The sequence below is a fragment of the Nocardia sp. CS682 genome (genome assembly GCF_004634405.1).
Classification (GTDB): domain Bacteria; phylum Actinomycetota; class Actinomycetes; order Mycobacteriales; family Mycobacteriaceae; genus Nocardia; species Nocardia ninae.
The window spans coordinates 977,666-1,003,252 of record NZ_CP029710.1 but is presented as its reverse complement, the minus strand read 5'-3'; the positions used below and the strand labels follow the sequence as shown (position 1 = coordinate 1,003,252).

Below are 25,587 nucleotides of genomic sequence, written 5' to 3'. Positions count from 1 at the left end.
CGACTGGCACCGTCGAGCGGCCGCAGGCTGCCCCGTCCCACCGGAGAACGGCATGGATGCCTGCGTTCGGGTTTGCGCATCTTTTGCGCGAAGCGGGGTACGACCACCATGTGTCCCGACCATCCGATCAAGCCAACCGGCGCAGCCGCACGATGGCTGCGGACCCGGACACCGTGCTGAACACCGCCGCGGCTCCCGCCCGGGCCGGCGCATGGCTACCGATCACACAGTCGGCCGGAGACGCGGCAGAGCATTACGAGATCAGGCTGAGTGCGAATGTCAACTGAGTGAGCATCAGAGCCCGCGACGCGGGGGAGGTCGAGATGAACGCTGCGGACACCTTGCCTGCGGATGAATTGGCCGCGGCGTTCGCCAGGGCGTCCGGCTTGCTGTTGTCGACCCATACCGTGCAGACGGCCCTGCAGCTGATCACTTCGCTTGCGGCGCTGACCATTCCCGGCACGACAGGGTCGGGTGTCACGCTGCTGGACCAGCAGGGTGAACGGGTCACTGCCGCGGCCACCGACACCACGGTCGAGCAGGCCGACGCAGCGCAGTATCGGCTCGGCGAAGGGCCGTGCCTGGCGGCATGGGCGGAGCGGCGCGTCGTGCGGATCGATGATCTGCACACCGACGACCGTTGGCCGCGGTGGGCGGCGACGGCGGCGCAGCTGGGGCTGCGTTCCTCGCTCAGTGCTCCGCTCGTGGCCGGCAAGACGGCGCTGGGGGCTTTGAAAGTCTATGCGGCACAACCGAACAGCTATGGCCCCGACCACGAGCATTGGCTCACTCTGTTCGCCACCCAGGCCGCCATTCTTCTGGCGAACGTGCGTACCGCCCAGGACGTCGAGCACGCCAGCGAATTGCTGAAGAAGAGCCTGCGCGGCCGAGAGGTGGTGGCCTTGGCCAAGGGCATCATCATGGCAAGCGACGGCGTCGACGAGCGCGGCGCGTTCCTGAAACTCGCCGACTGGGCGCACGAACACCGAACCACGTTGCAGCGCAGTGCGGCACGCCTCGTCAGTTCGACCGTGCGACGGCGCCGGTGATGCCATGAAACAAGACGACGCCGACCGCCAACAGCGCAGTATCGCCATCGCACTGCAACGCGCGAGACTCAGCCCGGAGGAACTGTGGTTGCGGTACTTCACCCTCGGCGGCGATGCGGGGATGGCGGAGGTGGACGCCTATCTGAACGGCCGCGGCTCGCTACCGCCGCTGCAACGAGATGTCCTTGCACACACCGTGAACGAGCGGCTCGACGTGTTGAGTTGGTCGTATCGCGCGTCCTATTCCCGGCCGGTGCGGGAGGGCAGGCCGCGCGGTCCGATGCTGCGTGCGTTGGTGTCGCTGCTCGAGTCCGCCGAACTGGCTCCACCGGATCGGTTGCCCGCCTTGGTCGACGCGGCCGGGCAGGTGCTCGACGTCGAGATCACGATGTATCTGATCGACTACGACCAGCGGTTCCTGCGCCCCGCCGACGCTGCCGACCCCTGTGATGGCGCGCTGGACGTGGACACCACGCTCGGGGGCCGCGCCTTCCGGGAGGTTCGCGTCCTGCCACAGGACATACCGCTGCCCAAGCTGTGGATTCCGCTGCTCGACGGCGTGGAACGGTTGGGCGTGCTCGAGGTGCGGGTCGGGGACGTCGACGACTGCTACGATCCCGCCTTGCGCGCCCAATGCCGGTGGCTGGCCTCGCTGGCCGGGCATCTGGCAACCGCGATGACGGCGTACGGCGACGCCCTGGATCGGGTCAGGAAGCCGACGGACCGCACGATCGGCAGCGAACTGATCTGGTCGCTGCTGCCGCCGTTGACCGCGGGCGTGGACAACTTCGTGGTCTCCGCGATCGTCGAACCGCGCCGCAGTAACAGCGGCGACGCCTTCGACTACGACCTCAGCGAGACGACCGCCCGGTTACTCGTCGTGGACGCCGTCGGACATGATCTGCGCAGTGGTCTGATCGCGGCCACCGTGTTGTCCGCCTATCGCAGCGCCAGGCACGCGGGCCACGGCCTCTACGAGCAAGCCCAGGTGATCGACCGGGCGATCCGAGACCACTTTCGTGCCGGGACATTCGCGACCGGTGTGCTCGCCGAGGTGGACCTCGCTACCGGGCGGGTTCGCTACATCAACGCAGGTCACCCCGCGCCGCTGATCATGCGGTCGGGCAAGGTCGTCAAACCCCTTGCGGCGGGCCGACGCCCACCATTCGGCCTCGGGCACGGCGAGTTGGTGGTCGGCGAAGAGTGGTTGCAGCCCGACGACTGGATCGTCCTCTACACCGACGGTATTACCGAGGCGCGCAACAGCAGTGGGGAATTCTTCGGCGAGGGGCGCCTGGTCGACCTTCTGCGGCGGGAGGCGGCCGCCGGACATCCGCCGCCGGAAACCGCGCGCAGGCTTATCCACGCGGTGCTCGCTCATCAAGAGAACATGCTCCAAGACGACGCCACCGTTCTGCTCGCCCGCTGGGACAACCACCGCAGCAGGATCCTGCGTCCGCCGTCGCGACCGGGTCGATCGGCGGATGAAGACCACGACTGAACTTGCATTCCGGAAAGGCAACTGCCACAGTGCATTCGGGGAAGGCGCCGGTGCGGTTCGACGTCGCGATCGAGAGTCATGTGCCGAAGGCGCGGTCGAGCTGATGGTCGAGGGCGGCCAGGGCGGTTTCGGCATCGATCCCGCCGACCATCAGGCGCATCATCAATCCGTCGGTGAGCGATAGCAGGATGTCGGCTTCCCGGTCGGCGTCGGACATCGAATGGCTTGCGGGGCGGGCATTGCCGATCTGCTCGGCGACGAACCCGTGCAGCGAACGGGTGCCCTGACGCAGCAGCTCGGCCATCTGCGGTTCCACCACCGCGCGGGCGAAAAAGGCCACCCACATCGGCATTTCGGCTTTGGCGTGGTCGCCGATCGGCATCATCTCGATCAGGAGCGCACGCACGAGCGAGCGAGCGTCCGGCGGTTGCGGCAGGGCCGAAACGGCCTGGGTGACACGGTGTTCGACGCCCTCGCTGATCGTGCCGAAGGCGAACAGCAGCATCTCGTCCTTGGTCTTGAAGTAGTGCTGCACCCGGCCCATCGACACACCTGCTTCGGCGGCGACGTGACGCAGGCTGACGCCTTCGAGTCCGTGCGTCGCCGCCAATCGGCACACCGCAGCGGCGATCTGCCGGCGGCGCTCCTGATGGTCCACCTGTTTCGGCACGGTCACTGCCCCCTTTCGCAATGCGCATGCATTGCCATAACTCACCGCGTTCGGTTACGATGCAACTGCATTGTAAAGAGTACATGGCCGACTCCCGGGTCGGCCGAGGGGAGGCACCGACATGGCATCCGATCCGGAAATGGTGAAAGCGGTGATCACCGCAGGGGCGTTCATCGGCGGCGGATTGATGATGGGCGGCGGTGCGGCCGGCGCCTGCCTGGGCGACGGCTTCGCCGGTGGCCAGCTACTCGCCGGAATCACCAGGCAGCCCGAGGCCCAAAGTCGCCTCATGACACCATTTCTCATCACCGTCGGCCTGGTAGAGGGCACCTACTTCATCAACCTGGCGTTCATGGCGCTGATCGTTTTCGCCACACCGGGCACGTAGCCGCAACCCGGGTTTGCCACCGAGACTGCTGCCAGCAGCACTCACGAAGGATCATGATCACGGTTCGCGCCGCGAAACGTGGAAGGCATTCAGCCGTGTCGACTATCCGAAATGAGCTGTCGCCATTTCGCTTCCAGCTCGTCGGCCGGCACCATCGGCGTGCATTCCTGGTCGAGCAGGGACAGCAGCTCCCGGCTTGCGGGAATCGGGATTCCGCCGGCCTCGCGAAGGATGCCCATCAGCTCGATCTTATGGCCGTTGAACTCACCCGTAGATTTCAAGTAGGACAACAGATTGTCCCACGTCGTGCCGCTTTCTATGAGACGGCGAACCTCGGGGTAGACGACGCTCTGCTTGCGGTCTTCGGTCTCGAAGTCGTCAGGAAACCTGTAGGTGACAATCCAGTACTCGTATTCTTCCCGTGACGTCGCACAGACTTGCCTGCCGTCGAGCGACATCGCAATGAACTCCGGCTGGTTCGTAAGGATCGCAATCCGAGATGGCAGCCTTTCGCCTACCGTGTCCCTGACGCAGAGCCAGCCCCCGCGGCTGCTGCCCGGTCCGGGTAGTACGAGGAGAAACTTGCCGGTGTCTGTGTAGAGCGACACAGCGTCGGCTTCGGCTTTCCACAGCGTGTCCAGTTCGCCGGGCGCCTCGCCTGATCGGTAGGGGACTGCGTGCTTCGGCTTCACTTCCCCGCCGTTCACCGCCTGCATCGCCTGTCGAGGCGAAGGGACGCTTGCTGTTTCATCGGTGCAGGCATGAAGGCCGATTGCCGCCAGCGACTCGCGCAGCTCTGCGGGCGGGGCATTGAGAGTGTTCATTCTCCATGCCTTTCGGGGGAGGCCGGTGTGGTCCACCTCTTCAGTGGCGGAAGTGATGGTCGTCGCGCCGGCGGTCAGCCGCTGTAACGGTCGTACGCTTCGAACTCACCGAAATCATCTCGGAGCCAGCCCAGATCGCGCCAGGTCCCCGAGCCGTCCAGGGGACCTTCGTAGACGATTTCCAGATAACTGCCTGGCTGGTCGTCGAGCCGCAGGCGGCGACCTCGGCTGTACAGGAACAGCGAGACGCTGACGCGCGGCTGTCCGTCGGTGTAATGCATACCGAGCACTCCCTCCCAAGTCACCTGGAAGGATGGACTGGACGGCTCAGGACCTCGCAGGAGACAGGAGAATGCATCCTCCATTTCGCCCGAGTCGACCACGTTCACCTGCTCGCCGAGATGAGTGGCGAGACTGTCGGCGAGGGCGTTGATCGCCGGCAACCACCGGCCGGCCGCCGACTCTTCCTCTAGGCCATCGTCGACCGTCACTGCCAGTCGTTCCTTTCCCAGCTCTCCCGGTTGGGAAACACGACTTCGTGGGCACCGTTATTGGTGCGGATCTCCACGTAATGCGGGTTGCCCGCCCAGTTATCCACTTTGACCCCCTTCGGATTCGGGACTCTCCTGTCGATCAAACCATATGCCGTGATGACGGAGTTCTTGTTACCCGCTTCGGTGATTACCACGGAACCCCTATTGGGGTCTCTGGAACCTTCCCGGTAGTAGACGTCGACCTCGCGGGTGTAGGGCTGACCGGTGATGAAATTCTCGCCATGGTAGGTCCCGGAGAAGATCCGATCCGGGTTGTTGAGGATGGATGCCTGAACCTGGGGGGTGACGCGATGTTTCGAATACGCGTGGCCTTCGTTGCCCCCTGGATATGGGGCAGGCGCACGTTCGAGCTCTCCTGGAGTGACCTGTCGATGGAAGTTGTCAAACCGCTCACACGCACTCGGTGTCAGACCGAGCGGGTCGATGAATCTGAGCGGGTTGGTGGTGTAGGCGTAGGGGTTTGGTGCGGGAGTCAGGCCGAGTGGGTCGGACGTGAGGTACTGACCGGTGTCCGGGTTGTAGTACCGGAACATGTTGTAGTGCAGCCCGGTTTCGGGGTCATGGATCTGCCCTGGGAACCGTAGCGGCGAGCTTGTTTTCCCGCGCCAGTTGGTCCGGCCCCAGAGGTCGGCACTGGCGGTGGCCGCGGGCTCGGCGGTGCCGGGATCTATCAGTTCGGTAGGAGTGCCGACGAGGTCGGTGATGATCGCGTAGAACTCGCGGTCGATCGTGGCCTCGTCGGTGGTCTGGGTGAGCGGTGTGTGGGAGCCGGGCTGGTAGTGCCAGCGCATGGTGCCGGCGCTGGTGGCCTGCTCGACGAGATGAATGCCGTCCCAGTGGTAGTCGATGCGTTCGAGGACGGTGCCGTCGTGGGCGAGGTGCTGTTTGGTGGTGCGGCGGCCGAGGGCGTCGTAGGTGTAGTGCCACCACTGGGCGTCCGGGGTCCAGACGTCGGTGAGTTCATCGAAGGCGTTGTAGCGGTAGTGCCAGACGTCGGGTTTACGCGAGAGGCGGACCGTGGTCTTCCGAATCAGCCGACCGGCGGGGTCGTAGTGGTAGCGCGTTCGACCGTCGCGGATGAGGAGGTTGTCGCGGTATTCGCGGCGACCGTCGTCGGCCGGGAGGGGTGGTGCGGCAGCGGGCGACGAAGCTGGCGGGGTGCTGGATAGGGTCGAGTTGGTGATATTGCTGAGGGCGTCGTAGGCGTAGCGCTCGGTGGGGGCGCCGTTGGTGGCGATGCTGGTGATACGACCGGCGGCGTCGAGGCTGTAGTCGCGCTCCAGGAGGTCGTGCTGCGCGCGGTCGATGGTGTGTGTGGTGAGGTAACCGTCTGCGCGATAAGAGAATTCGTCGCGACGGAGTCGGTACGGGGCAGGCCGGGCGGACAAGCCGGAGCCGAGAGACAGGGCTCGGGCGGGGAAAGCGGTCACCTCTTGGTGGGTCACCTGACCCCGCGCGGTGATACCGCGGGTCACCGCCAGTTCGCCGACCCGCCAGCTGGTCAGTCGGCCGAGCGGATCGTAGTCGAAGGTGATGTCGTGGTCGTCGGCGCTGAGATGGTCCAGGCGACCGGCGACATCGTGGTGCCAAGTGGCCACGGCGCCGGAGGGCGTGGTCCGGCGAATCCGGTGGCCGCGCTGATCATGCTCGAACAGCATCGGCTGTCGGGTGTCGACCTGCTCGGATGCCACGCTTCCGACTGCAGTGTAGGCGAACTCGAGGGAGTGCGTACGGTCCGCTCCGATGCCGTTAACCGCGCTCAGGGCACGCCCCGCCGGATCGTAGGTGTAGCGGATCCACGCGTCATCGGCGGCGATCTCGGTGACTCGACCGAGTATGTCGTAGCGGTGGTGGCGAGTTGTGCCGGTGGCCGGCGTGACCGCGCCGATTCGTCCGGCTCGGTCGTAGGTGTATCGGGTTGTCGCCCCGGCGTAGTCCGTCTCGGCGATAATCCTTCCGGCACTGTCGTATTCGTAGGTCCAGCTTTGACCGATGGGATTGTGCACGGCGGTGATCCGGCGTTCGGAGTCCCAGGTGTATCTGGTGATCGAGCCGTCGGGGTCGATGCGGGAGTGCAGAAGATCGAAATCGCCGTAGGACAGCTGGGTGACACCACCCGCGCGGTCGGTGTGCGTGCGGATGTTGCCTTCGCCGTCGTAGGTCCACGATTCGGTGTGACCGTCGGGATCGATTCTGCGGAGCAGATTTCCGGTCGGCGACCAGTCGTACCGAGTTACTGCGCCGAGCGGATCGGTGATGTGGGTCGGTCGGCCTGCGGAGTCACGTCGGATGCGGGTCACCGCGCCGTCGGGCTGGGTGATTTGTATCAGAAGACCGGCTGCGTCCACCTGCATGGTGGTGCGGGCACCGTTGGATTCGACGATGGTGGCCAAGGCGCCGTTTGGGTGGTAGGTGAACTCGGTACGATTTTCGGCGGGGTCGATGACGGCGGCGAGGTCGCCGTCGGTCGTCCATTCGCGACGCGAGACGGAACCGTCGGGGAAGGTTATCTTGCTGGCCCGGTGGCGCCAGACGTATTCGATCTCGGTCGAATTTCCGTCGGGGCGAATGACTTCCGTTCGGTCGCCCGCGTCGTTGTATACGTAACGGGTGGTTGCTCCGTCGGGCTCGGTGATGGTCAGCGGCCTGCGGTCGGCGTTGTAGTCGATGTGGGTGCGGGCGCCGACCGGGTCGATGAGGTCACGCAGTTGTAGTTCGCGGTCGAAGCCGTGGGTGGTGGTGGCGCCGAGGGAGTCGGTGACGGTGGTGAGGCGGCCGGAGCCGTCGGGGAGTTGCAGGTAGTCGTAGTCGCAGTTGAGGATTCCGGCGGTGCCGCGTTGGAAGACGACGCGGCCGGATTCGTCGTAGGTGTTGACCATTTGGTTGCCGTTGGAGTCGGTCCACGACGTCATCCGGTGTTCGGCATCGTAGGTGTAGCGGGTTGCTGCTCCGTCGGCGTTGATCACTGCGGTCAGATCCGCGTCTGCGTAGATGAATTCCATTACCGGCGTGGCGAACTCGCCGAGGTCGGGATCGTCGGTGATCAGGGAGAGGCCGGTGATACGCGCACGATCCGAGTGGATCTGGACGCGATATCCGCCGGAGTGCGTTACCTCGGTCGGTACACCGTCGGCGTCGTAGTGGAAGCGGATGCGGTTGTGGTGTCGGTCGGTGATGGCGGAGACCGCATAGTTGCCGAACTTGGCTTCGATGCCGTCCAGCCCGAGTTCGGGGGCGAAGTGCCAGATCACCTCTCGCCGTTGATCTCTCACGCGGTAGCCGCCGGCATCCGTGCGGGTCAGCGACCATTGCTGACCCTCGTTGAGCGGGTGCACCGGGACGCCGACCTCGGCGTGCGGGTAGGCGAGCATCATCGCGTTCTCGCCGATGAAGGTGACGCCTGCTTCCTCGACGACGATGCGCGCGTCCAACGTGCTGGACCATGACGGGCTGAACCAGCGACCGAACCGGTAGTTCGAATGGTGTGCCCGCTGCAGGGTCAGCGGCAGGACGCCGGGGAGGTGGAGATCTGTTTCGGGGAGCAGGAATTCGCCGGTGCTGATGTCGACCGGGTCGGTGGAACAGGTCTTCTGCTCCGGGGTTCGGTCGGCTTCCGGGCCGGAATCGCGGGCGTGCTCGTGGGCATTGCGGTCGGCGTCGGCGCGATCCTGTGCCGTGGGGTGGTCGGGATCGCGGTCGCGGTCCGGTTGACGGTCGTTGTCCGGTTCACGGTCGCGATCCGATTGGCGATCGCGGTCAGGTTCGCGGTCGCGGTCGGGATCACGGTCGCGGTCCGGCTTGCGGTCGGGTTCGCGATCGGGCTGGCGGTCGCGGTCGGGATCACGGTCACGGTCACGGTCCGGCGTACGGTCGGGTTCGCGGTCGCGGTCTGGCTGGCGGTCCCGGTCCGGTTCTCGATCGCGATCCGGGTGACGATCCCGCGGCGGGTCCTCCGGGCTGCGCGGACGGTCGTTGCCGTCGCTGCGATCCGGTGACCGGTCCGGATCATGATGGGGTGTACGCGGTTTCGTGTCACCGTCCGGCCGTCGGTCGGCAGGATCCGTATCCCGCCTCGGTGCATCCGGATCGGTTCGCATCGGCGGGTCGGTATGGGTGCGCTGCGGGGTGTGGTCTGGCGTCGGCCGCGCGTGCACTGGCGAACTGGGTTGCGAGCGCGCGGCAGGGGACGACTGCGGATCGGCGCGGCCCGCCGGTACCGGATCGCGGTGCGGCCGCGCGACCGGCGCTTCGGGATGGGGGCGCGTCGCGGGTGTGGGGTCCGGATTCGCGCGTGGTGCGGGCGACCGATCGGGCTGCGGACGAGGCGCAGGTTCGGGACGGGCCGGGGCGTCGCTGTGTGGACGTGCCGGATCGGGCTGCGGACGCGTTCCCGAGGGGGAGTCCGCTTGTGTGCGCGGTTGCGGTGTCGGGCTATCCGCATGGGGTGTCGCGCCCGGGTGCCATGCGGGGCCAGGGGTTGGTGTGGTACTCGAATCCGGCGTTGCGGCTGGGCGGGCGTCAGGTGTGGGGTCTGTGCGGGCCGGCGACGTCCCATCGGGATCAGCATGTGCCGCAGGTGGCCTGTCGGCGGAGGTGGTCGGCGTCGTGTCTGGTCGGGTGTCCGGCGTGTGGTCTGCGTCGGTACGAACCGGCGGCGCATCGGACTTCGCCTGCGGAGACGGTGTCGGGTCGACTTCGGTGCGTGGGTTGGGTGTGGAGTCGACTTCGGTGCGTGGGTTGGGTGTGGAGTCGATCTCGGTGCGTGGGTTGGGTGTGGAGTCGATCTCGGTGCGCGGGTTCGGCGTCGAATCAACCTCGGTGCGTGGGGACGGCGCAGTGTTGTCCACTGTCGAAGCTGGGCGCACCTCCTCGGGGCGCGGATCGATCCGCGTCGGTCCGGGATCCGGGTCCGGCCCTGGCCGGGTGGTAGGCGACGGATCGGGGTCCGTACGCGGCGGAGGTGCGGTGTCCGTCTCCGGTCGTTGGGTGGGCGCAGGTTCAGGGGAGGGATCGGGGCGGGCGGTCGGCGCGGGATCGGCATGCGTGGTCGGCGACGGCGTGGGGTCGGTGTGCGTGGCAGGCGTCGGATCCGGGTCTGCCTGCCGGGTCGGTGCCGGGTCCGCCTGCCGGGTCGGTGCCGGGTCGGGGGAGTTGTTCGCCGGACTGGACGACGACGGCTCCGAGCGCTGGGTGCTGGGCGGTTCGGAGGTCGAGTTGTTGCCACCGGTGTTCTCCGCCCGCGGGGCAGGCGACTCGGGTCGGCTGCTCGCCTGGACCGGGTTGTTCTCGGGACTGTGCCCGGGGTCGACCTGAGCGGGGCCTGGCCGCTGGGTGGTGTCCATCGACGCATGCGACGGCGTCCCGAACTGGTTTCCCGGATCCGGGCTGGACGTCGAGTTCGGCGTGTGCGTGGACGTGTTGGGCAGCCGCCCGAGGTCACCGAGATTGTCGGCACCGCGCGCGAGCCGACCGGCGTCTGTCGCCTTCCGCAGCGCGCTCAGCGCGACCTTGGCGCTGCCGCCACCGCCGGTCGCCGCGGTGAGCAGCGCGTCACCGGTCAACGCGCCGATGAATTCGAATGGGTTCTTTCTGGCGTCGGACAGTATCGCCTTGACCGTCGCGCCCGGATCAGCCACTGCGACAACCAGTCCCGTGCCGAGATTGGACAGGCCGGTCGCGTACTCGGCCGGATGCGTCAGGTTGTAGATGTCGGTCGGGTTGACCTGGCGCGCGAACTGTACGAGCCCGGTGAGACTGGTGAGCAGGCCTGAGGTGAAGTTCAACGCCCCGTGTTCGAGCACCCCGCCCATATCCGAGATATTGGCGATCCAGCGGTCGGTGAACGGTGGTTCCTTGGGCGCCTTGTCGGTAGCGGCGGCGAAGGCGCTCACCGCGATGGAGGCACCGTTGTCGCGCTGAGTTCGCGCGCCGCGCAATATCTCTCGCGCGTCGTTGCGCATGCTGGTCCAGGTATCGACCAGTGTGGTCTGCGCCTGCTGCTCCCCGGTGAGCGAGTTCCACCAGTTCTTCTGCCTGCGTTCCTCCGCGTCGGCGGCCTTCCACTTATCGATGGCGTCGGCCGCTTTGTCCTGCGCGGTTTTCACCTCGTTGTGCCAGGCCTCCATGGCCTTGGCCGCCGAGGTGAACGCGTCCGCGGCGTCGAACCACAGTTTCGGCTGCTTGTCGTAGATCGCGTTGAACGCGTCCGCGCCTTGGCCGGACCAATCGGCGGCGTCGATCTGTTTGAGCGCCTGGCCGGTGGATTCGATGGCAGTGGCCATCTTCTGCAATGTCTCTGCGGTGGAACTGATTTCGGACGGCTCGCCGCGGACGAGTTCTTTGGGATCCTCGGTCTCGCCGAGTTCTTCCTCGTCGACGGCGCCGCCGGTGCCCGAGGCGATATTGTCTCCGAGGTCGTCCAACCCTTCGGCGAGGCCGTCCAGGCCCACATATTTCGCGCCATCGGACAGGACGTCCAAACCGTCGTCGATGACCTGCCCGGCACCTTCGACGACCTTTTCGACGCCCTTCTCGATCGCATCGCCGATATCGTTGACGACATCCCAGAGTCCCAAAGCTACTTGCCCTCTGCATCCTTCATGATTTTCGCGGCCTGCTCCGACGCACCGGTGTTCCAGCCGGGTGTCTGACCGGTGAGCAGACTGCCGGTGACGGGGGAAATGTTGGCGAAGGCCTGCGGGCCGACCGCTTCGATCACCTTGAAGTTCGTCTGGATCGTCTTGTTCGCTTTCTCGAACGACTGCATGCTGTAGTCCGCGTTGCGAATATGGTTGAAGGAGTTGTCGGCGAACGTATCTCCCCACGACCGCTTGGTGATTTGTTCATCGGTCAGGTGCGGGTTGCCCGCCAGATGCGTCCACATCTTCTTGAGCATGCCCTCGGCTTTGGCGTCCATCTCGTGATACCGACCGGCCGCCAAACCCAGCGTCTTGGCGATCGAGTTTCCTGCCTGCACCAGTGCTCGCACGCCCCAGGACCACCGTTCGGTGAACTCCTCGAACGTCTTCTGGACCGTGTGCTTGCCCGCCTCCATCGTCGACAGGGTCAGCAGCGAGAACCCGCGCCCCATGTTGCCGGTTTCGCCGATGCCCATACTCGACAGCTCACCGATGGTCGCTTGGATCCCTTTAGCGGCTTGCTGCAATACCGCAGGGTCGAGCTTTACCTGCTGCGTCACGACGCCCCCTCGATTCGGTTGTTACTCGGTTACTTCGGGCGGAAATGCCATCGGGGTCGACCCGATGATGTCGACCGCGACGCCGGTGGGCTGGTCTCTCGACTCGGCGTAGTCGAGCAGCCGCCAGCCCGACAGCGTGTGATATCGATACTCACGCTCGGCCTCGATGCCGCCCTCGGTCAGGTAGCCGCGCGTCATCATGAATCGGGCGTACTCCTCGATGCTGGTGAATGCACACAGCCAATCGATGCCGCCCAGGTGCGAAATAGTGACGCGCTCCTCGTCGGTCACCGGCACGAACAGCGCCGCCTGACGAAATGCGGCCTGCAAGGCGTCAGGCTGACCGAAACCGGCATAGAACGCGTGGATTTCACTGCGCAGAGTATCCCGGCCGTCGGTATCGGACATCCCCCGAACCTTCCCTGTGTGCACTGTCCGCTGAACGAGCTCATCAAAGTGTAAACATGCCCGCCAGCACACCGTCTACGCCAAGTGTTTGCTATTGCGCCCGCAGTTTCCGTGGTGCACCCGGTCTGAGCTGGGGCGCAATATCTGTTGACAGGTTGTGGCAATTTTCGGGCATCGGCTGATGCCAATGGAACTGGGGGCACCGACGTCCCCGTTTCCGATCAGGTCAACCGGGCTGCCAGCCGCTTCGCGTTCATGTAGGCGATCGCCTCGATGGAGATCATCGGGTTGACGCCGGAGGCGGTGGGGAAGCAGGAGCCGTCGGCGACGACGATATTGGCGACCTCCCAGGTGGCGCCGTCGGGATCGGTGGCCGAGAGCCGCGGCGAGCCGCCCATGCGGGCCGAGCCCATGATGTGCAGGGCGCCCATCGCGCATTGCCCGGGCCCGTAGCCCGCGTCGCGGCAGGAGGCGGCGAACTCGGCGTGCGAGCCGCGGCGGCCTGGTTCGTAGGCCACGCCGGTTTGATGGCCGGAGAAGATGCGGCGTGCGCCCGCTGCCTCCAGAATGCTTGCGGCGCCTTCGATTCCGGTGTGCAGGTGGGCGGCGTCGTAGGTCGAGAGGCGGTAGTTGACGATCGGTTCGCCGGATTTGTCGACGGTGACGGTGCCCGAGTCACGGTCGCGAGTGATGACGCCGATCGGGGTGGTGCGGGCGAAGTCGAGCAGCGTGCTGCGGTGCGCGTCCGCGCCGCGCCAGCCCATGAAGCCGATGGCCAGCCCGGGATGAACCGGACCCGTCTCGTAGATGACGCCGTAGCCGTTGCCGTCGAGATCCGCGTGCTGACGGCAGATGCGCCCCTGAAGCGCGCCCTCCCAGCCGCGCAGCTCCTCGTCGAAGACGCCGAACACCGCGGCGGCCGGATGCAGGCGCAGGTGGCGGCCGATGTTCTCGTTGCGCAGACCGGATCGGCGCAGCAGCGCTGGAGTCTGCACCGCGCCCGCCGCGACCACGACGGCGCGGGCTCGCACCTCGATCTGAGCTCCGGATTGGGTGATCGCCGAAACACTCTCGGCACGACCGTTTTTCACCTCGATGCGACGGACGTTCGCGTCGATGACCAGTCGAGCGCCTGCCGTGGCCGCATCGGCGAGCCAGGTCTTGGTAGCCGACTGCTTGGCACCGAGACGGCAGCCGTAACCACAGCTGCCGCATTCGGTTCCGGCATCGCAAGCCTCGGAGACGTTGCGCGGCAACGCGTCTACTTCCCAGCCGAGTCCGTGCGCTCCGCGCTCCAGGACGGCGTCGCGGGCCGACAGCGGCGAGCGGGTGTCGGTGACGGCGAGTCTGCGGCCTACCGCCGCGAGGGCCTCGCCGAACTCGGCCTCGGCGAACTGTGCCGCACCGAGTTCGGCCCATTCCGCGCGGACGTCATCGGGGGTGGGCAGTGACGTGCTCCAGTTGACCACGGTGCCCCCGCCCAGACAGGTTCCGGCGACCAGGGTGATCTGTCCCTCGGATGAACTGGCGCCGGGGGCGTAGAGCTGTTCTAGGGCGGCAAGTTCGCCCGCGCCGAAATGCTTGTCGTCGTAATAGTTTCCGCGTTCGAGCACGATCACGTCGAGACCGGCCTCGGCCAGCACGGCCGCCGCGGTGCCGCCGCCCGCGCCCGAGCCGACGATCACGACATCGCAGGTGAGCGTGGTGTGCTCGGCATACCGTGTCGGTGCCAGTGTCGGTTGTGGTGCAGTGCTGAGTGGGCCGGTCGGTGCCGGGTAGCCGATCTCCTTCCACAGCGGGTTGGTGCCGGTGGGGCCGGGAGTCACGTTGTAGGACAACAGCGCCGCCTGCTTCAGCGCTTGGAAGAGCGCGCGCACGGGCGCCAACCGTGAATCGCCGAGGCGCAGCAGCGCCCGCTCCCGCTCCGATTGTGACAACGTGGAGAACCGGCGCGGGCCCGCGCCGAGGAGCAATCCGGCGAGGCGAGAATCCCACCACCCCAGCAGCATTGCCAGCTGCTTGCGATCGGCCTCGCGCGGGCTGCGGCTCAACAGCCGGAATACGGTGTCGACCGCGCCGAGCTCGCTCGCCGGCGGCAAGGTCGATCCGTCGCCGGGAACGAAGGTATCGCAGATCATGCTCAGCGCTGCCCGCTGCGCGGCCGAAGGCTCCATGTGAAACTCCCCTTTTCCAGTGGCGGTCGAGTAAATCATGGCGGCCCGACTTGGCGCACTGGTTGGGATGAAGATGCAGGTGGGAGCGTCGCAAGGGTGGAATGGCAATTCACTTGCTGGGTCGGACCCGAGTCGATCTGAGCTCGCGAGGACGGGTTGACGCAGAAAACCGAGGCGTGGGTCGAAAGGCGCCACGCCTCAGTCATCTCGGCTCGGTCAGCGGACGGTGCCTGCGGCGGGAGAGGCGCCGTAGTTGGTGAGCCGGCCGCCGGTGTTCACCCGGACGCCGTTTCGTTCGGCATAGCCTGCGTAGGCCCTGCTGCCTTCGTAGAAGGTCCAGCCGCCGAGGGTTTTGCCGTTCACCGCGACCGCGCCACCGTTGGTGTTGTACAGCGACATGTGCACATGCGCGCCGCTGGCGCTACCGCCACACGGCAGTTGGGTGCCGATCCTGCCGAGGTAGGTGCCTGCTGCGATTTGGGTACCGTCCTGGGCGTTGATCAGGTTCGTCATGTGGTAGTAGGTGGTGGTGTAGCCGTTGTCGTGCACGAGTTTGACTTCCGCGCTGTTGGCGCGCACGCAGGTCTTGTAGACCCGGCCTGCGCGCGGGGCCAGTACTCGCCCGTCGCCGCCGTTGAAATCGATCGAGTTGAAGGGGCGGCTGTTACCGCTGTAGCCGTGCGGTCCGCCGCCCATGTACCAGCTGTCACCCTGCCGCCAGGGCAACGCCAGTCCGGTGTTGATGGCGCGGGTCTGCGGTGCGGTGAAGGCCTGCTTTTCGCCGCTGCTCACCACGGACTCGGGCGCGCGCTGGACCATGCTGCGGAACTCGGCGGTCCCTTCCAGCGCCACCCTCCATTTGTCGCCGCTGCGTTCGGCGACATACAACGAGGAGGTCGGCGCCTCGTCGGCGTTTCCGACAGGGATCGTCGCGGCGCCGAAGGCCCAGTTGCCCTGTTCGCGCATGTGGTCGATCACCGGTGCCGGTGTTCGCGCGCGATCGGACTTTTTCTGTTCGAGCAGGGTGGTGGTGACGGCTTCGTCCAATCCCGGTGGTGCGGCGGTGACCTGGGCGGTGGTCAGCGGCAGGAACATCGCCATCGCGATGCTCAGTGTCAGAGTTATGCTGCGGGTAAGCCGCCTGGTGGATCTGCGTTTGCTGAATTCCATTGTCTTGTAGTCTTTCTGGAGGGTGCTTCGGGCGGTGGGGAATGATGTTGTGCCGACCTGCAATTCGCGAATCCGAGCTGCTTGTGTGGATGCCACGTAAGCCCTGTGCTCGGGCGAATATGCCCGGTCGTGGACATACCTCACTGTAAATCTCCGTACGGGTTCGAAGCTCCCCAATAGAAGTGGGGAGTATTCCGAAACGGCACGGCTGCTATAGGATTCGCGCACGTTTCAATGATTGTGGTGAGGCGCGTAGCCATTCGTTTGTGTCTGCGGCCGTGCGCTTTGCGCGTGTGGAGCCGAATTTCGCGTGTTTCGGAAGCGGTATGACGCCCAATCCGACAGGGGCGCTGTTACCGAACGAGTGCGCCGGCCTGACGATCGCAAATCCTGACGTAGCACTGCGCTGCCGCCTGGTACTCCAGCCGTAGATCGTGATCGACGGCTGGAGTACTGGGTACGATCGAGCAGTGGTCTACGAAACGTGGTTCTGGGGGAACTTTCGGGTGGCGGCCGCGGACCCACCAGTTCCACCGGACCCCGATCGTCCGTACTCGAATCTCAGCATTGTTTCGGGCGGGCCACCGGTAGCCCACGCCGTGGCCGCTGGAAACAGCCGACCCGAGTGCGGTGCCGTTGAGCAGGTTCTTCCCCATGGGTTCCCTTGGCCCCATCCGATTCCCGAGCACTGGGTGCGCTGTTCGGCCTGCCTCAACCTGCATCCTCTCTAGATTTTGGTCCCGACCAGGCGGTGACCCGGTCGGGAGCGGTTCCGTGCGGGTGGTGAGGCCGCAGCGCTCGTCCTCGCTCCCGTCGGACCTGTGCCTAACGCTGTTCATGTCCGCGAACAAAGTTGGAGGAGTCTGGTGAACGTGGCCACCGAGATCGTCCCTGGAATTCGGTTGTGCTGCAACACTTCTCCGGAAACCACGATCGATGCCCTGCGCCGCTGGGTCCAGCCCGTCGAGAGCTGAGATCGGACGAGGTCGTCGCAGGCCGACGGCAGGACTTGCGTCTGCTGTGCTGGCGCCGCTCCTCCGGTCAGGAGCGGAACCTCTGGGTCAATTCGGTGGCGCCAATGATCGCGCGGGCACAATGATGGCGATATGAGACCCGCGGTCGGCGCCGCTCTGCTGCGATGCGACGAGTGCGGCGGATACGAATACGGCGGCGCCCCCGACTGCCGTCGATGTCGGCACCTCGTCGACGACATCATCGAGGAGGAGTGGCATCACTTCTTCGATCAGTGGCAGGGCGAAGACGAACACGACGTCGCCCGGCTGATAGCCGCCGAACCCGACCGGCACGACTGGCGAATCGTCGACGCCGCACTCGACCGTATCGTCTGCGACGAGTGCGGCACCCGCCTGAGCCGCGGTCCGATGAACTGCTCCGCCTGCAACCTCGCACATGGATTCCGCTACGCCGCAATCGAATCCGACCGCCCAGGCGTCCCACGAGGCAACGAACACGCCATCCGCGTGAACGTCTCGGTAGTCCGCAGGCCACAGATGACATCGGCCCAAGAACTACTGGCCCGCCGCCTCTTCCTCCCAGCCCTCCTGGTCGGCTTCCTGCCCACCACCGCACAAGCCCAACGCATCAGCACACTGATCAAATCCGACCCCACCCCACAACAAGCCTGCGCCTTGGTAGACGACTGGTTCCGCAATCAACCGAAGTCGTGAATGCACGGCCGCCGTGTCAGCCCCGCCCGAAAGAGTTGAGATCGACCCCAGACCACCACCCTGACCTCGGTATGTGTGCACGTTCGCTTGTAGCCTCTGAGATGCGCGGCTGGACAAGCGATCAGGGGGAACTGAGGTAACTCGCCTCTCGGCCGATGCCAGCATCAGTTCCCCTTGATCGACCGACCAACGCAAGTCGGTGCCGAGGGCGCGTGATCGCACGGTGCGGGTAGCGGTATGAGTGTGGTCGGCTCGTGTAGGTATCGAACGTCGGCGTGGGGCGTGTCATTTGGTGTGTGACTTGCGGGGGGATGGGAGTGAGTTTGCCGAAAAGCTGAATGCAACGAGGCCGGATCTGGTACAACATCGCCGATGGTGGCTGCCAGCGGTGGGCGGGTCCGCACGCGGATCTTGCCGGGTCGGCCGTGTCGATGGTTGTGGGTCGCGAGGTAGTGGACTCGGGCGGCGAGTCCGGTCCAGCCGCGGGCAGTGTTGATTGATGGTGCGTTAAGCTCTCGGAACTTGAGGTTGCTCCTCCGTTTACGGCTGTGTCTGCAAGAGGTGGATAGCGGGCGTCGGGGGAGTCGTTCGCATGCACAGCGGGCCGCGAAGGTGCTGTACGGGCCCTGAACTCAGCACTACCCGGTACCTCTAGGAGAACCCAGTCGTGTCCGTATACCTCTATCGGTGGGGCAAATTCGCCTTCCGCCGCAAGTGGATCGTTCTGCCGGTGTGGCTCGTGCTGCTCGGTGCGCTCGGCACCGCCAGCGGAATGCTGAGTACAGCCATGAGCGACGAGTTCAGCATGCCGTCGCTGCCGTCGGAACGCGCCACGCAGATCTTGGACAAGCAGTTCCCTGGCATGTCCGATCAGTTCAGCATCGACGCCGTCAGCGGTACCTACGTCATCAAGGCGCCCGACGGTACCAAGCTGACGGACAAGAAGAACAGCGCCGCCATCGATGCGCTGATCGCCGGCTTGACGGCGCTGTCGGTAGCGGACCACAAACTTGTCGCCGAGAAAGACGCGGCCGCGCTGAAGAATCCGGTCGCCGCGACCGAGGCGATGGGCTGCCTGAAAAGCGCCGACCCGGCCGTGTGCGCCGGCGCCCCGCTCAATGTGCTGAGCGCGGACGCACCAGCGACCGTCGCTGTGCTGTCGGTGCAGTTCGACATCGCTTCGTCGATGGACATCACCGACGAAGAACGCAGCGCCGCTTACGACGTGGCGAACCCGGCCCGCGAGCAAGGCTTGATCGTCGAGCTCGGCGGGGCCATCGAGCAGCAGCAGGAGCAGCCAAGCGGCCAGGCCGAGATGATCGGCATGGGTGTGGCGCTGGTCGTCATGGTGATCGCCTTCGGCGCCGTCGTGGCAGCGTTCGTGCCGATCATCACCGCCGTCGTCGGCCTGGGCGCCGCCATGTTGCTGATCTCGCTGAGCACCTCGATCATCGAGGTCCCGAGCTTCACGACGTTCCTGGCATCGATGATCGGTATCGCGCTGAGCATCGACTACGCACTGTTCATCGTCTCGCGCTACAAGCATGAACTGCGGGTCGCGGCCAATCCCGAAGAGGCGGCGGGCATTTCGGTCGGCACCGCCGGGTCCGCGGTGGTGTTCGCCGGTCTCACGGTCATCGTCGCCCTGGGTGCGCTGAGCATCGTCGGCGTGAACTTCCTGACCTTCATGGGCCTGGGTGGCGCGATCGCAGCCTTGTTCGCCGTGCTCACCGCCATCACCCTGATGCCTGCGCTGCTCGGCGCCTTCGGCCGCTTCCTGTTCAAGCCGAAGCTCCCGCTGGTCGCCCGGCACGATCCGGAGGACGACACCTCCGTCACCAACGGGATGCGGGTGGGCCGGTTGATCGGTAGGCGGCCATGGATCGCGCTGACCATCGCGGTGGCCGCCCTGGCCGCACTGTCCATTCCGGCGCTCGGGTTGCAGTTGGGTCTGCCGGGTGAGGACAGTTTCCCGCCCGAATCCACGGTCCGCCAGGCCTACGACATCCGGACCCAGGGCTTCGGCGAAGGCAGCAACGGCGTCCTGACCGTGGCCGCCGACCTGGAAAACGTGCCGGAAAGCGCGCGCGCAACCGCCGTCACCGCGCTGCGCGACCGGCTGGCCGAGTTCCCGGCGATGGATTACGTCACCACGCCGCAGTTCAGTGCGAACAAGCTCGGTGTGATGCTCAGCGGTGTCCCGAAATCCGGTCCGAACAATCAGGACACCAAGGATCTGGTGCGCGACGCCCGCGCCGCCGAAGGCGCACTGACCGAGCAGTACGGCATCGAGTACGGCATCACCGGCACCACCGCTATTTACGCCGACATGGACCACGTCCTGCTCGGCAAGATCATTCCCTACCTGGCGATCGTGGCGGGTGCGGCCTTCGTACTGTTGATCCTGGTGTTCCGGTCCATCCTGGTTCCGTTCACCGCGGCTCTGGGCTTCCTGCTCTCGATGGCGGCCACCTTCGGCGCGACCGTATTGATCTTTCAGGAGGGCGCCTTCGGCCTGATCGCCGATCCGCAGCCGATCGTCAGCTTCTTGCCGATCATGTTGATCGGCTTGGTATTCGGACTCGCGATGGACTACCAGGTGTTCCTGGTGACCCGCATGCGCGAGGAGTACGTGCAGGGCCAGTCGCCGAGGTACGCCATGATCTCCGGCTACCACCACGGCGCCCGGGTGGTCACCTCGGCGGCGATCATCATGATCTCGGTGTTCGGTTCGTTCCTGCTGGAATCCGACGCCACCGCCAAGTCCATGGGCTTCGCCTTGGCCTGCGGTGTCGCCATCGACGCCTTCGTGGTGCGCATGGTGCTGGTCCCGGCGCTGCTGGTGATCATGGGCAAGGCGTCCTGGTGGATGCCGCGGTGGCTCGACCGCCTGCTGCCGGACATCGATGTGGAGGGGGCGAAGCTGCGCGAACTGCGCTCCGCTCGAACCGATCCCGTACCCGAACCCCCGCGCGAGTCGGTGTTCGGACCGATCGTCGCTGCGGACGCCGAGCAGGTGGAGTCGGTGCGGGTGGGGGAGGAGATCTGGGAACCTGCCGCGCCGGCCACAGTCGAACCGGAGCCGGTGCCGGTCACAGCAGCCCACGAACCCACGAACAGTTCTGGGGCGCAACGATTGTCGGGCGTCACGACCGAAAAGTTCGTCGCCTCGACAAGCCGCAGGACGATCGGCGGCTGCATTCGCCGCGACGATGGGCACCCGGTGCCGGACGCAGCGTTGACGCTCATCGACCAACGCGGACAACAGGTTTCGCGCAGCACCGGCGACAGCCACGGTAATTACCACATCGAACCGCCCACCCCGGGCAGCTACGTCCTGATCGTCTCGGCGAACGGGCATCAACCGGCCGCGGTGAACGTCACCGCGTCGGGCTGGGCTGCGCAGCACGTCGACGTCACGCTGCAAGGGGCCGGTGAGTTGTCGGGTGTGGTGCGCACCGCCGCGCGCGAGCCGGTGTCGGATGCCACGGTCACCGTGACCGACCTGGCCGGCGAGGTGGTCGGATGTGCCAAGACCGCCGCGGACGGCGCTTATGCCTGTAAGGGCGTGCTGGCGGGAACCTACACGCTGGTGGCGGTGGCCGCCCGGATGCGGCCCACCGCAACGACATTGACCGTGCCCGACAGTGGCCGGTTGCGTTTCGATGTCGAGCTGGCGCCGATGGCGATGCTGTGGGGAACGGTGCGGGCCGGCGACCGGGCGGTGTGCGACGCCCGGGTGACCGTGCTCGACTGGTCCGGTACGGCCGTCGGCACCGCCCATACCGACGAGAACGGCCGGTACGCGGTGACCGACCTGCCCGAGGGTGAATACACCGTGCTGACTCGGGGTTATCCGTTGGTGACCGGACGCGTGACCATTACCGGCAGCCGAGTCGACCACGATGTCCGGCTGGGGTTCGACGTCGATGAGTACGTGAATCAGCTGTGACCCCGGCACTTCTCGCGCAGGACGCCGGATTGGGTACCCCGCAGGCCGGTACCGTGCTGGCCGACGGACATCAGGCTGGTCAGCCTACGTCCCGCTGCGACAAGATCTCGACGTATCCGTCCGTGCCGTTCACCCGGATGCGCTGCCCGTCGCGGATCAGCTCGGTGGCATGCTCCACGCCGACGACGGCGGGCAGACCGTACTCGCGGGCGATCACCGCGCCGTGCGTCATCAGTCCGCCGACTTCGGTCACCAGCCCCTTGATGGCGACGAACAGCGGGGTCCAACTCGGATCGGTGTAGGCGGTGACCAGGATGTCGCCCGCGGCGAGATCGGCCCGCGCGATGTCGGACAGGACGCGGGCGCGTCCCTCGATCGTCCCGGCGGACACCGGCATACCCGGCAGAGCAGCTGATGGTAGGTCCGCGCGCCGATACGCACCGGTGAGGGCCGCTCCGTCGGAGGTCAGCACGCGCGGCGCAGTGAGGGCCTGAAACGCGCGGAACTCGTCTTTGCGCTGGTCGATGAGTTCGGCACTCGCGCGCCGGGTGCGGACCACCTCGCGGAGCTCGTCGAATCTCAGGTAGAAGATGTCATCGGGCGCACGAAGAACACCGGCCGAAACCAGACGTTCGGCCTCACGCAATAAGGCCTGCTTGTAGACGAAGTAGCGGCTGATCATGCCGTACTTGGGATACTCCCGATAGCCGGAGAACGTCCGGACGCGGTCGATCATCCGCTCGGTCTCTGCCGCCTTCTGCGCGCCATCCGGCAAGGCGCGCAGGCGTTTCAGGAGTTGCTCCTTCTTCTGCTCGGCGTCACGCAACCCCGTCTCGAAGCGTTGCCTGCCCGCGCCCGGCCCGAAGTTCTTGATATTGCCGAGAATCGTCGGCACGAGGGTGACGGGGCTTTCGCTCCACCGCGGTCTGGTGATGTCGATCTCGCCGGCACAACGCATGCCGTACTTGTCGAGAAAGTTCTCGATCGCGGCTCGTGCCGCGCGGCCGCCGGGGTATTCGGACATCTCGTCCAGGAAACCGTCCTGCGCGTGTTGCAGGTAGGCCACCACTTCGGGATGCGGGCGGATGACATCGGCGACGTCCAGCAGTGCCAGGCCCATCTCCGATGTCACGTTTCCGGGAACCGACTGGGTGAGCGCATCGGCCGCGTTCTTCTCGCCCAGCCATTCCCGCAGTCGATCGTTGAGCCACTCTGCGGCGTCCATCGCGGCGGTGATCACCTGTAAACCGAGCGGGGTGAACAGGACTCGGCGCAGCTCCTGGATATCGGCTTGGATGAAGTCGAGCAGCGCCGGTCCGGACTGGGTCCGGATGTCGTGTTTCAGAGCGGTGAGGGACGCCTCGCTGTCTGCGATCAGTTCGGTGACGATGTCGGGATCGGTCTCGATGGCCGAGGGGGTGGCCTGAGGCGGCGGTGCTTGGGCTGAATCTTCCTCCGGCACTTGGCGAACGAAGTCACGGTCGATCACGGCTTGCAGCGCGTCCCCGATCAGTGGGTCGGACTTGCCGAGTGCCGCGACCAAGCCGGCGCTGGTTGTCGGCGACGATAGCGCTTTGGTGACATCCACGAACAACCGGCCGCCCGCGTCCCGCATGGGCGCCCGGCTGGTGAGCTGCCACAGTGAGATGCCCAGGGGCTTCATCGCGTCGGTCATCATCTGCTGGTGGCCGACCGATACGTAGACGCGATTCTCCTCGTCCGCGGCCACCGGAATCGGGAACAGGGTGGTGATCGGCCTGCTCTGCACTATGCGGATATCCGCGCCGTCCAGACACCATTCGATGTCCTGCGGGCTGCCGAAATGCGCTTCGATGCGGCGGCCCAGTTGGGCGAGCCGCAGCACCTCGGCATCGGAGAGCACGGGTTCGTTGCGGTGTTCCTCGGCGATCTCCCGCACCTGCGTTCCGCCTGTCGGCGCAGGCTCGACAGCGAGTTTCTTGGTGGCGATCGTGCAGCTGATGATGGCGTCGTCGCGAACCTGGTAGACGTCGGCGTTGACGAGCCCGGACACGAGGGCCTCGCCCAGGCCGAAGCCTGCATCGATGGAAACGACGGTCCGGTCGGAGGTGAGTGGGTCGGCGGTGACCAGGATGCCCGAAGCGCGCGGGAACACCATCCGTTGCACGACCACCGCCATGCGAATTGCTTTGTTGCCGAGATTGTTTCGCAGACGGTAAGTGACTGCCCGCTCGGTGAACAGCGAGCCCCAGCAGCGGCTGACGTGTTCGAGAATCGCAGCGGATCCCACGATATTGAGATAGGTGTCCTGCTGGCCCGCGAAGGACGCAGTAGGCAGATCCTCGGCTGTCGCGCTGGAACGGACGGCGTAGGCGCCTTCCGCGCCCAGCCGGGCGTGTGCGCCGATGATCTCTGCCGCGACATCCTCGGGAACGGTGAGTTCTTCGATCGCACATCGGATCTGCGCGCTCAGCACGCGAATCGCTTCCTGATCGTGCGGTTCGAGGCGCGACAGCTCATCGATCCGGTCCGCGATCGACGGCGCGCCCGCCATGGTCCGCGCGAAGGCGTCCGTGGATACACAGAAGCCGTCCGGCACCTCGACGCCGTCGATCCGCGCGAGCTCACCGAGGTTCGCACCCTTGCCTCCGACGATCGCGATCTGTGTCCGGTCGATCTCCCCGAAGCCGAGCACATAGGCCATCCCGCTGCTCCTCACCTGGTGGTTTCGCATATCGCGAGCGATTATGGACTACAAATCGGCGTCTCATGAGGACCCGGGATCGTGTATAAAATAGAAGGGGGAAGGGGATGATGCCGCCGGTTGCGTCGGTACCTGCTGCGCCGGCCTGATCTGTCGTGGAGGCCCAGGTTCGTAGTAGGCGCCGTCCGGGCAAAGCCGTTGATGGTGCAGTTGTCGCTGCGGGGCTGTGGTTTTCATGGATACGGCCTTCTCTTACGGACCCGCCACGTGGTGGAATTTAAGCCCAGCTTCACTTCATCAATCGCCGAACTAATTATCCCGCCTCGATTGGAATTCAGCACTGCATGACACTGTAGAAACTGTTACGTTCGTTACCCAAGGAAAGGAGTATGGGTGACTCGCAACACTACGGTGCGTGAACAGGGCCGCCGGTATGCGCCGCGCCGGAATCGTCGGATCGGAAACGTCATTGCCGCGGTCTTACTCGCCGGCTTCGCGATGAACACAACGAGTCCGGCCGCGGTCGCCGCGCCGAATCATTGTGAAACGAACGCTTGGGAATCGATAACCTCCACCATTCCGGAGGCGCGGCTCACCGATTCGATGCGACAGCAGATCCGCAAGGGACCCGACGTCGGGGGATCGTGGGATCTGAGCTCGACCGACGGGTTCGTCATCTGGGCGATGGCGCCCCGGCTGGGCGGGCCGTCGCTGCTGCCGAAGGAAGTCGCCGACGGCGCGCTGCCGCTGGCGAAATATGGCTTCGCCACCAGGTATTCGAACACACCCGTCGGTCCCTACAACGAGATCACCGGGATGCTCTCCTACGCGCGCCTGCGCAACCCCGGCATGTTCGCGCACTCGCCGTTCATGGTGGTGGACAGTCCGGAGACCGCGAAGAACGGACGCAACAACTGGGGCTTCCCGAAGTCGCTGGCCGACTTCGTCGGCACCCCGCGCATCGGGGAAACGCTCACCGCCAGTGGTGAAGGCTGGTCGGTGTCGGTGTCCTCGAAGCCACTGCTCTTCGATATTCATATGACCCTCCCCGAATTCCTCGGTTATATCCAGATGCCGGAGCAGATATCGTTCGAACAGCCCTCGCCCGCGTGCGGCACGAAGAAGATGCGCAGTCTACGTCTCGGTGGGATGTCGGGGTCGGTGCAAGTTGCCCTGATCACCGTGAAAACGGAAGGCAGTGACGAACTGCGTGCGTTGCTGCCGAGCGGTGTATATCCGGGCGGATACATCACTTTCGATCATCTGGGTTTCGACAAGCCCGGTATGAACTAGTAAATCCCGCAGGACTGATCGGGCGGCAGCGGTGC

General features: G+C 65.7%; 16 protein-coding genes. 7 read left to right on the top strand and 9 right to left on the bottom strand.

The window, feature by feature from the left end; genetic code table 11:
• The first annotated feature begins 110 nt into the window (after positions 1-110).
• The 3 genes from DMB37_RS40400 to DMB37_RS04120 are packed head-to-tail and all read left to right on the top strand — an operon-like array spanning position 111 to position 2,550.
• Entirely contained in the window at positions 111-287 is a 177-nt protein-coding gene (locus tag DMB37_RS40400; protein ID WP_167768729.1) for a hypothetical protein, read from the top strand.
• Complete coding sequence (locus DMB37_RS04125) at positions 288-1,049, top strand: GAF and ANTAR domain-containing protein (RefSeq protein WP_206055182.1); 762 nt, start codon at positions 288-290, stop codon at positions 1,047-1,049.
• 4 nt (positions 1,050-1,053) lie between these two features.
• Positions 1,054-2,550, top strand: a complete 1,497-nt coding sequence (locus DMB37_RS04120) for a PP2C family protein-serine/threonine phosphatase (protein WP_135231537.1) — start codon at positions 1,054-1,056, stop codon at positions 2,548-2,550.
• A 76-nt stretch (positions 2,551-2,626) separates the two neighbouring features.
• On the opposite strand, the gene DMB37_RS04115 is transcribed toward DMB37_RS04120, so the two are convergent.
• Positions 2,627-3,226, bottom strand: coding sequence for a TetR/AcrR family transcriptional regulator (locus tag DMB37_RS04115; RefSeq protein WP_206055181.1), 600 nt, complete (start codon positions 3,224-3,226; stop codon positions 2,627-2,629).
• 115 nt (positions 3,227-3,341) lie between these two features.
• On the opposite strand from DMB37_RS04115, the gene DMB37_RS04110 reads away from it, so the two are divergent.
• Positions 3,342-3,608, top strand: coding sequence for a F0F1 ATP synthase subunit C (locus DMB37_RS04110; protein ID WP_240772232.1), 267 nt, complete (start codon positions 3,342-3,344; stop codon positions 3,606-3,608).
• Between the two features lie 89 nt (positions 3,609-3,697).
• Here DMB37_RS04110 and DMB37_RS04105 read toward each other — a convergent pair whose 3' ends face one another.
• The 7 genes from DMB37_RS04105 to DMB37_RS04075 all read right to left on the bottom strand — a co-directional run bounded on the left by DMB37_RS04105 (position 3,698) and on the right by DMB37_RS04075 (position 15,867).
• Entirely contained in the window at positions 3,698-4,432 is a 735-nt protein-coding gene (locus DMB37_RS04105) for a hypothetical protein (protein WP_135231536.1), read from the bottom strand.
• A 74-nt stretch (positions 4,433-4,506) separates the two neighbouring features.
• Positions 4,507-4,923 (bottom strand): hypothetical protein, encoded by a 417-nt coding sequence (locus DMB37_RS04100; protein ID WP_135231535.1) that lies wholly within the window; start codon positions 4,921-4,923, stop codon positions 4,507-4,509.
• Entirely contained in the window at positions 4,920-11,561 is a 6,642-nt protein-coding gene (locus DMB37_RS41795; protein ID WP_135231534.1) for a putative T7SS-secreted protein, read from the bottom strand. The genes DMB37_RS04100 and DMB37_RS41795 overlap by 4 nt, the downstream gene beginning before the upstream one ends.
• A gap of 2 nt (positions 11,562-11,563) precedes the next feature.
• Entirely contained in the window at positions 11,564-12,184 is a 621-nt protein-coding gene (locus tag DMB37_RS04090) for a type VII secretion target (protein WP_107657180.1), read from the bottom strand.
• A gap of 21 nt (positions 12,185-12,205) precedes the next feature.
• Positions 12,206-12,592: an SseB family protein gene (locus DMB37_RS04085; RefSeq protein ID WP_135231533.1), complete on the bottom strand. Its 387-nt coding sequence runs from the start codon at positions 12,590-12,592 to the stop codon at positions 12,206-12,208.
• A 221-nt stretch (positions 12,593-12,813) separates the two neighbouring features.
• Positions 12,814-14,766 (bottom strand): GMC family oxidoreductase, encoded by a 1,953-nt coding sequence (locus tag DMB37_RS04080; RefSeq protein WP_135231532.1) that lies wholly within the window; start codon positions 14,764-14,766, stop codon positions 12,814-12,816.
• A gap of 216 nt (positions 14,767-14,982) precedes the next feature.
• Positions 14,983-15,867, bottom strand: a complete 885-nt coding sequence (locus tag DMB37_RS04075; protein WP_206055180.1) for a M23 family metallopeptidase — start codon at positions 15,865-15,867, stop codon at positions 14,983-14,985.
• Between the two features lie 1,175 nt (positions 15,868-17,042).
• Here DMB37_RS04075 and DMB37_RS04070 point away from each other — a divergent pair.
• Both DMB37_RS04070 and DMB37_RS04065 read left to right on the top strand, forming a co-directional pair.
• On the top strand, positions 17,043-17,624 hold the full coding sequence (locus DMB37_RS04070; RefSeq protein WP_135231530.1) for a hypothetical protein: 582 nt from the start codon (positions 17,043-17,045) through the stop codon (positions 17,622-17,624).
• 667 nt (positions 17,625-18,291) lie between these two features.
• Positions 18,292-21,576, top strand: coding sequence for an MMPL family transporter (locus tag DMB37_RS04065; RefSeq protein WP_135231529.1), 3,285 nt, complete (start codon positions 18,292-18,294; stop codon positions 21,574-21,576).
• A 79-nt stretch (positions 21,577-21,655) separates the two neighbouring features.
• Here DMB37_RS04065 and rph read toward each other — a convergent pair whose 3' ends face one another.
• On the bottom strand, positions 21,656-24,259 hold the full coding sequence (gene rph / locus DMB37_RS04060; RefSeq protein WP_135231528.1) for a rifamycin-inactivating phosphotransferase: 2,604 nt from the start codon (positions 24,257-24,259) through the stop codon (positions 21,656-21,658).
• Between the two features lie 393 nt (positions 24,260-24,652).
• On the opposite strand from rph, the gene DMB37_RS04055 reads away from it, so the two are divergent.
• The gene (locus DMB37_RS04055; protein WP_135231527.1) at positions 24,653-25,552 is read left to right on the top strand and encodes an acetoacetate decarboxylase family protein; all 900 of its coding nucleotides are present in this window, start codon (positions 24,653-24,655) and stop codon (positions 25,550-25,552) included.
• The last annotated feature ends 35 nt before the right edge of the window (positions 25,553-25,587 follow it).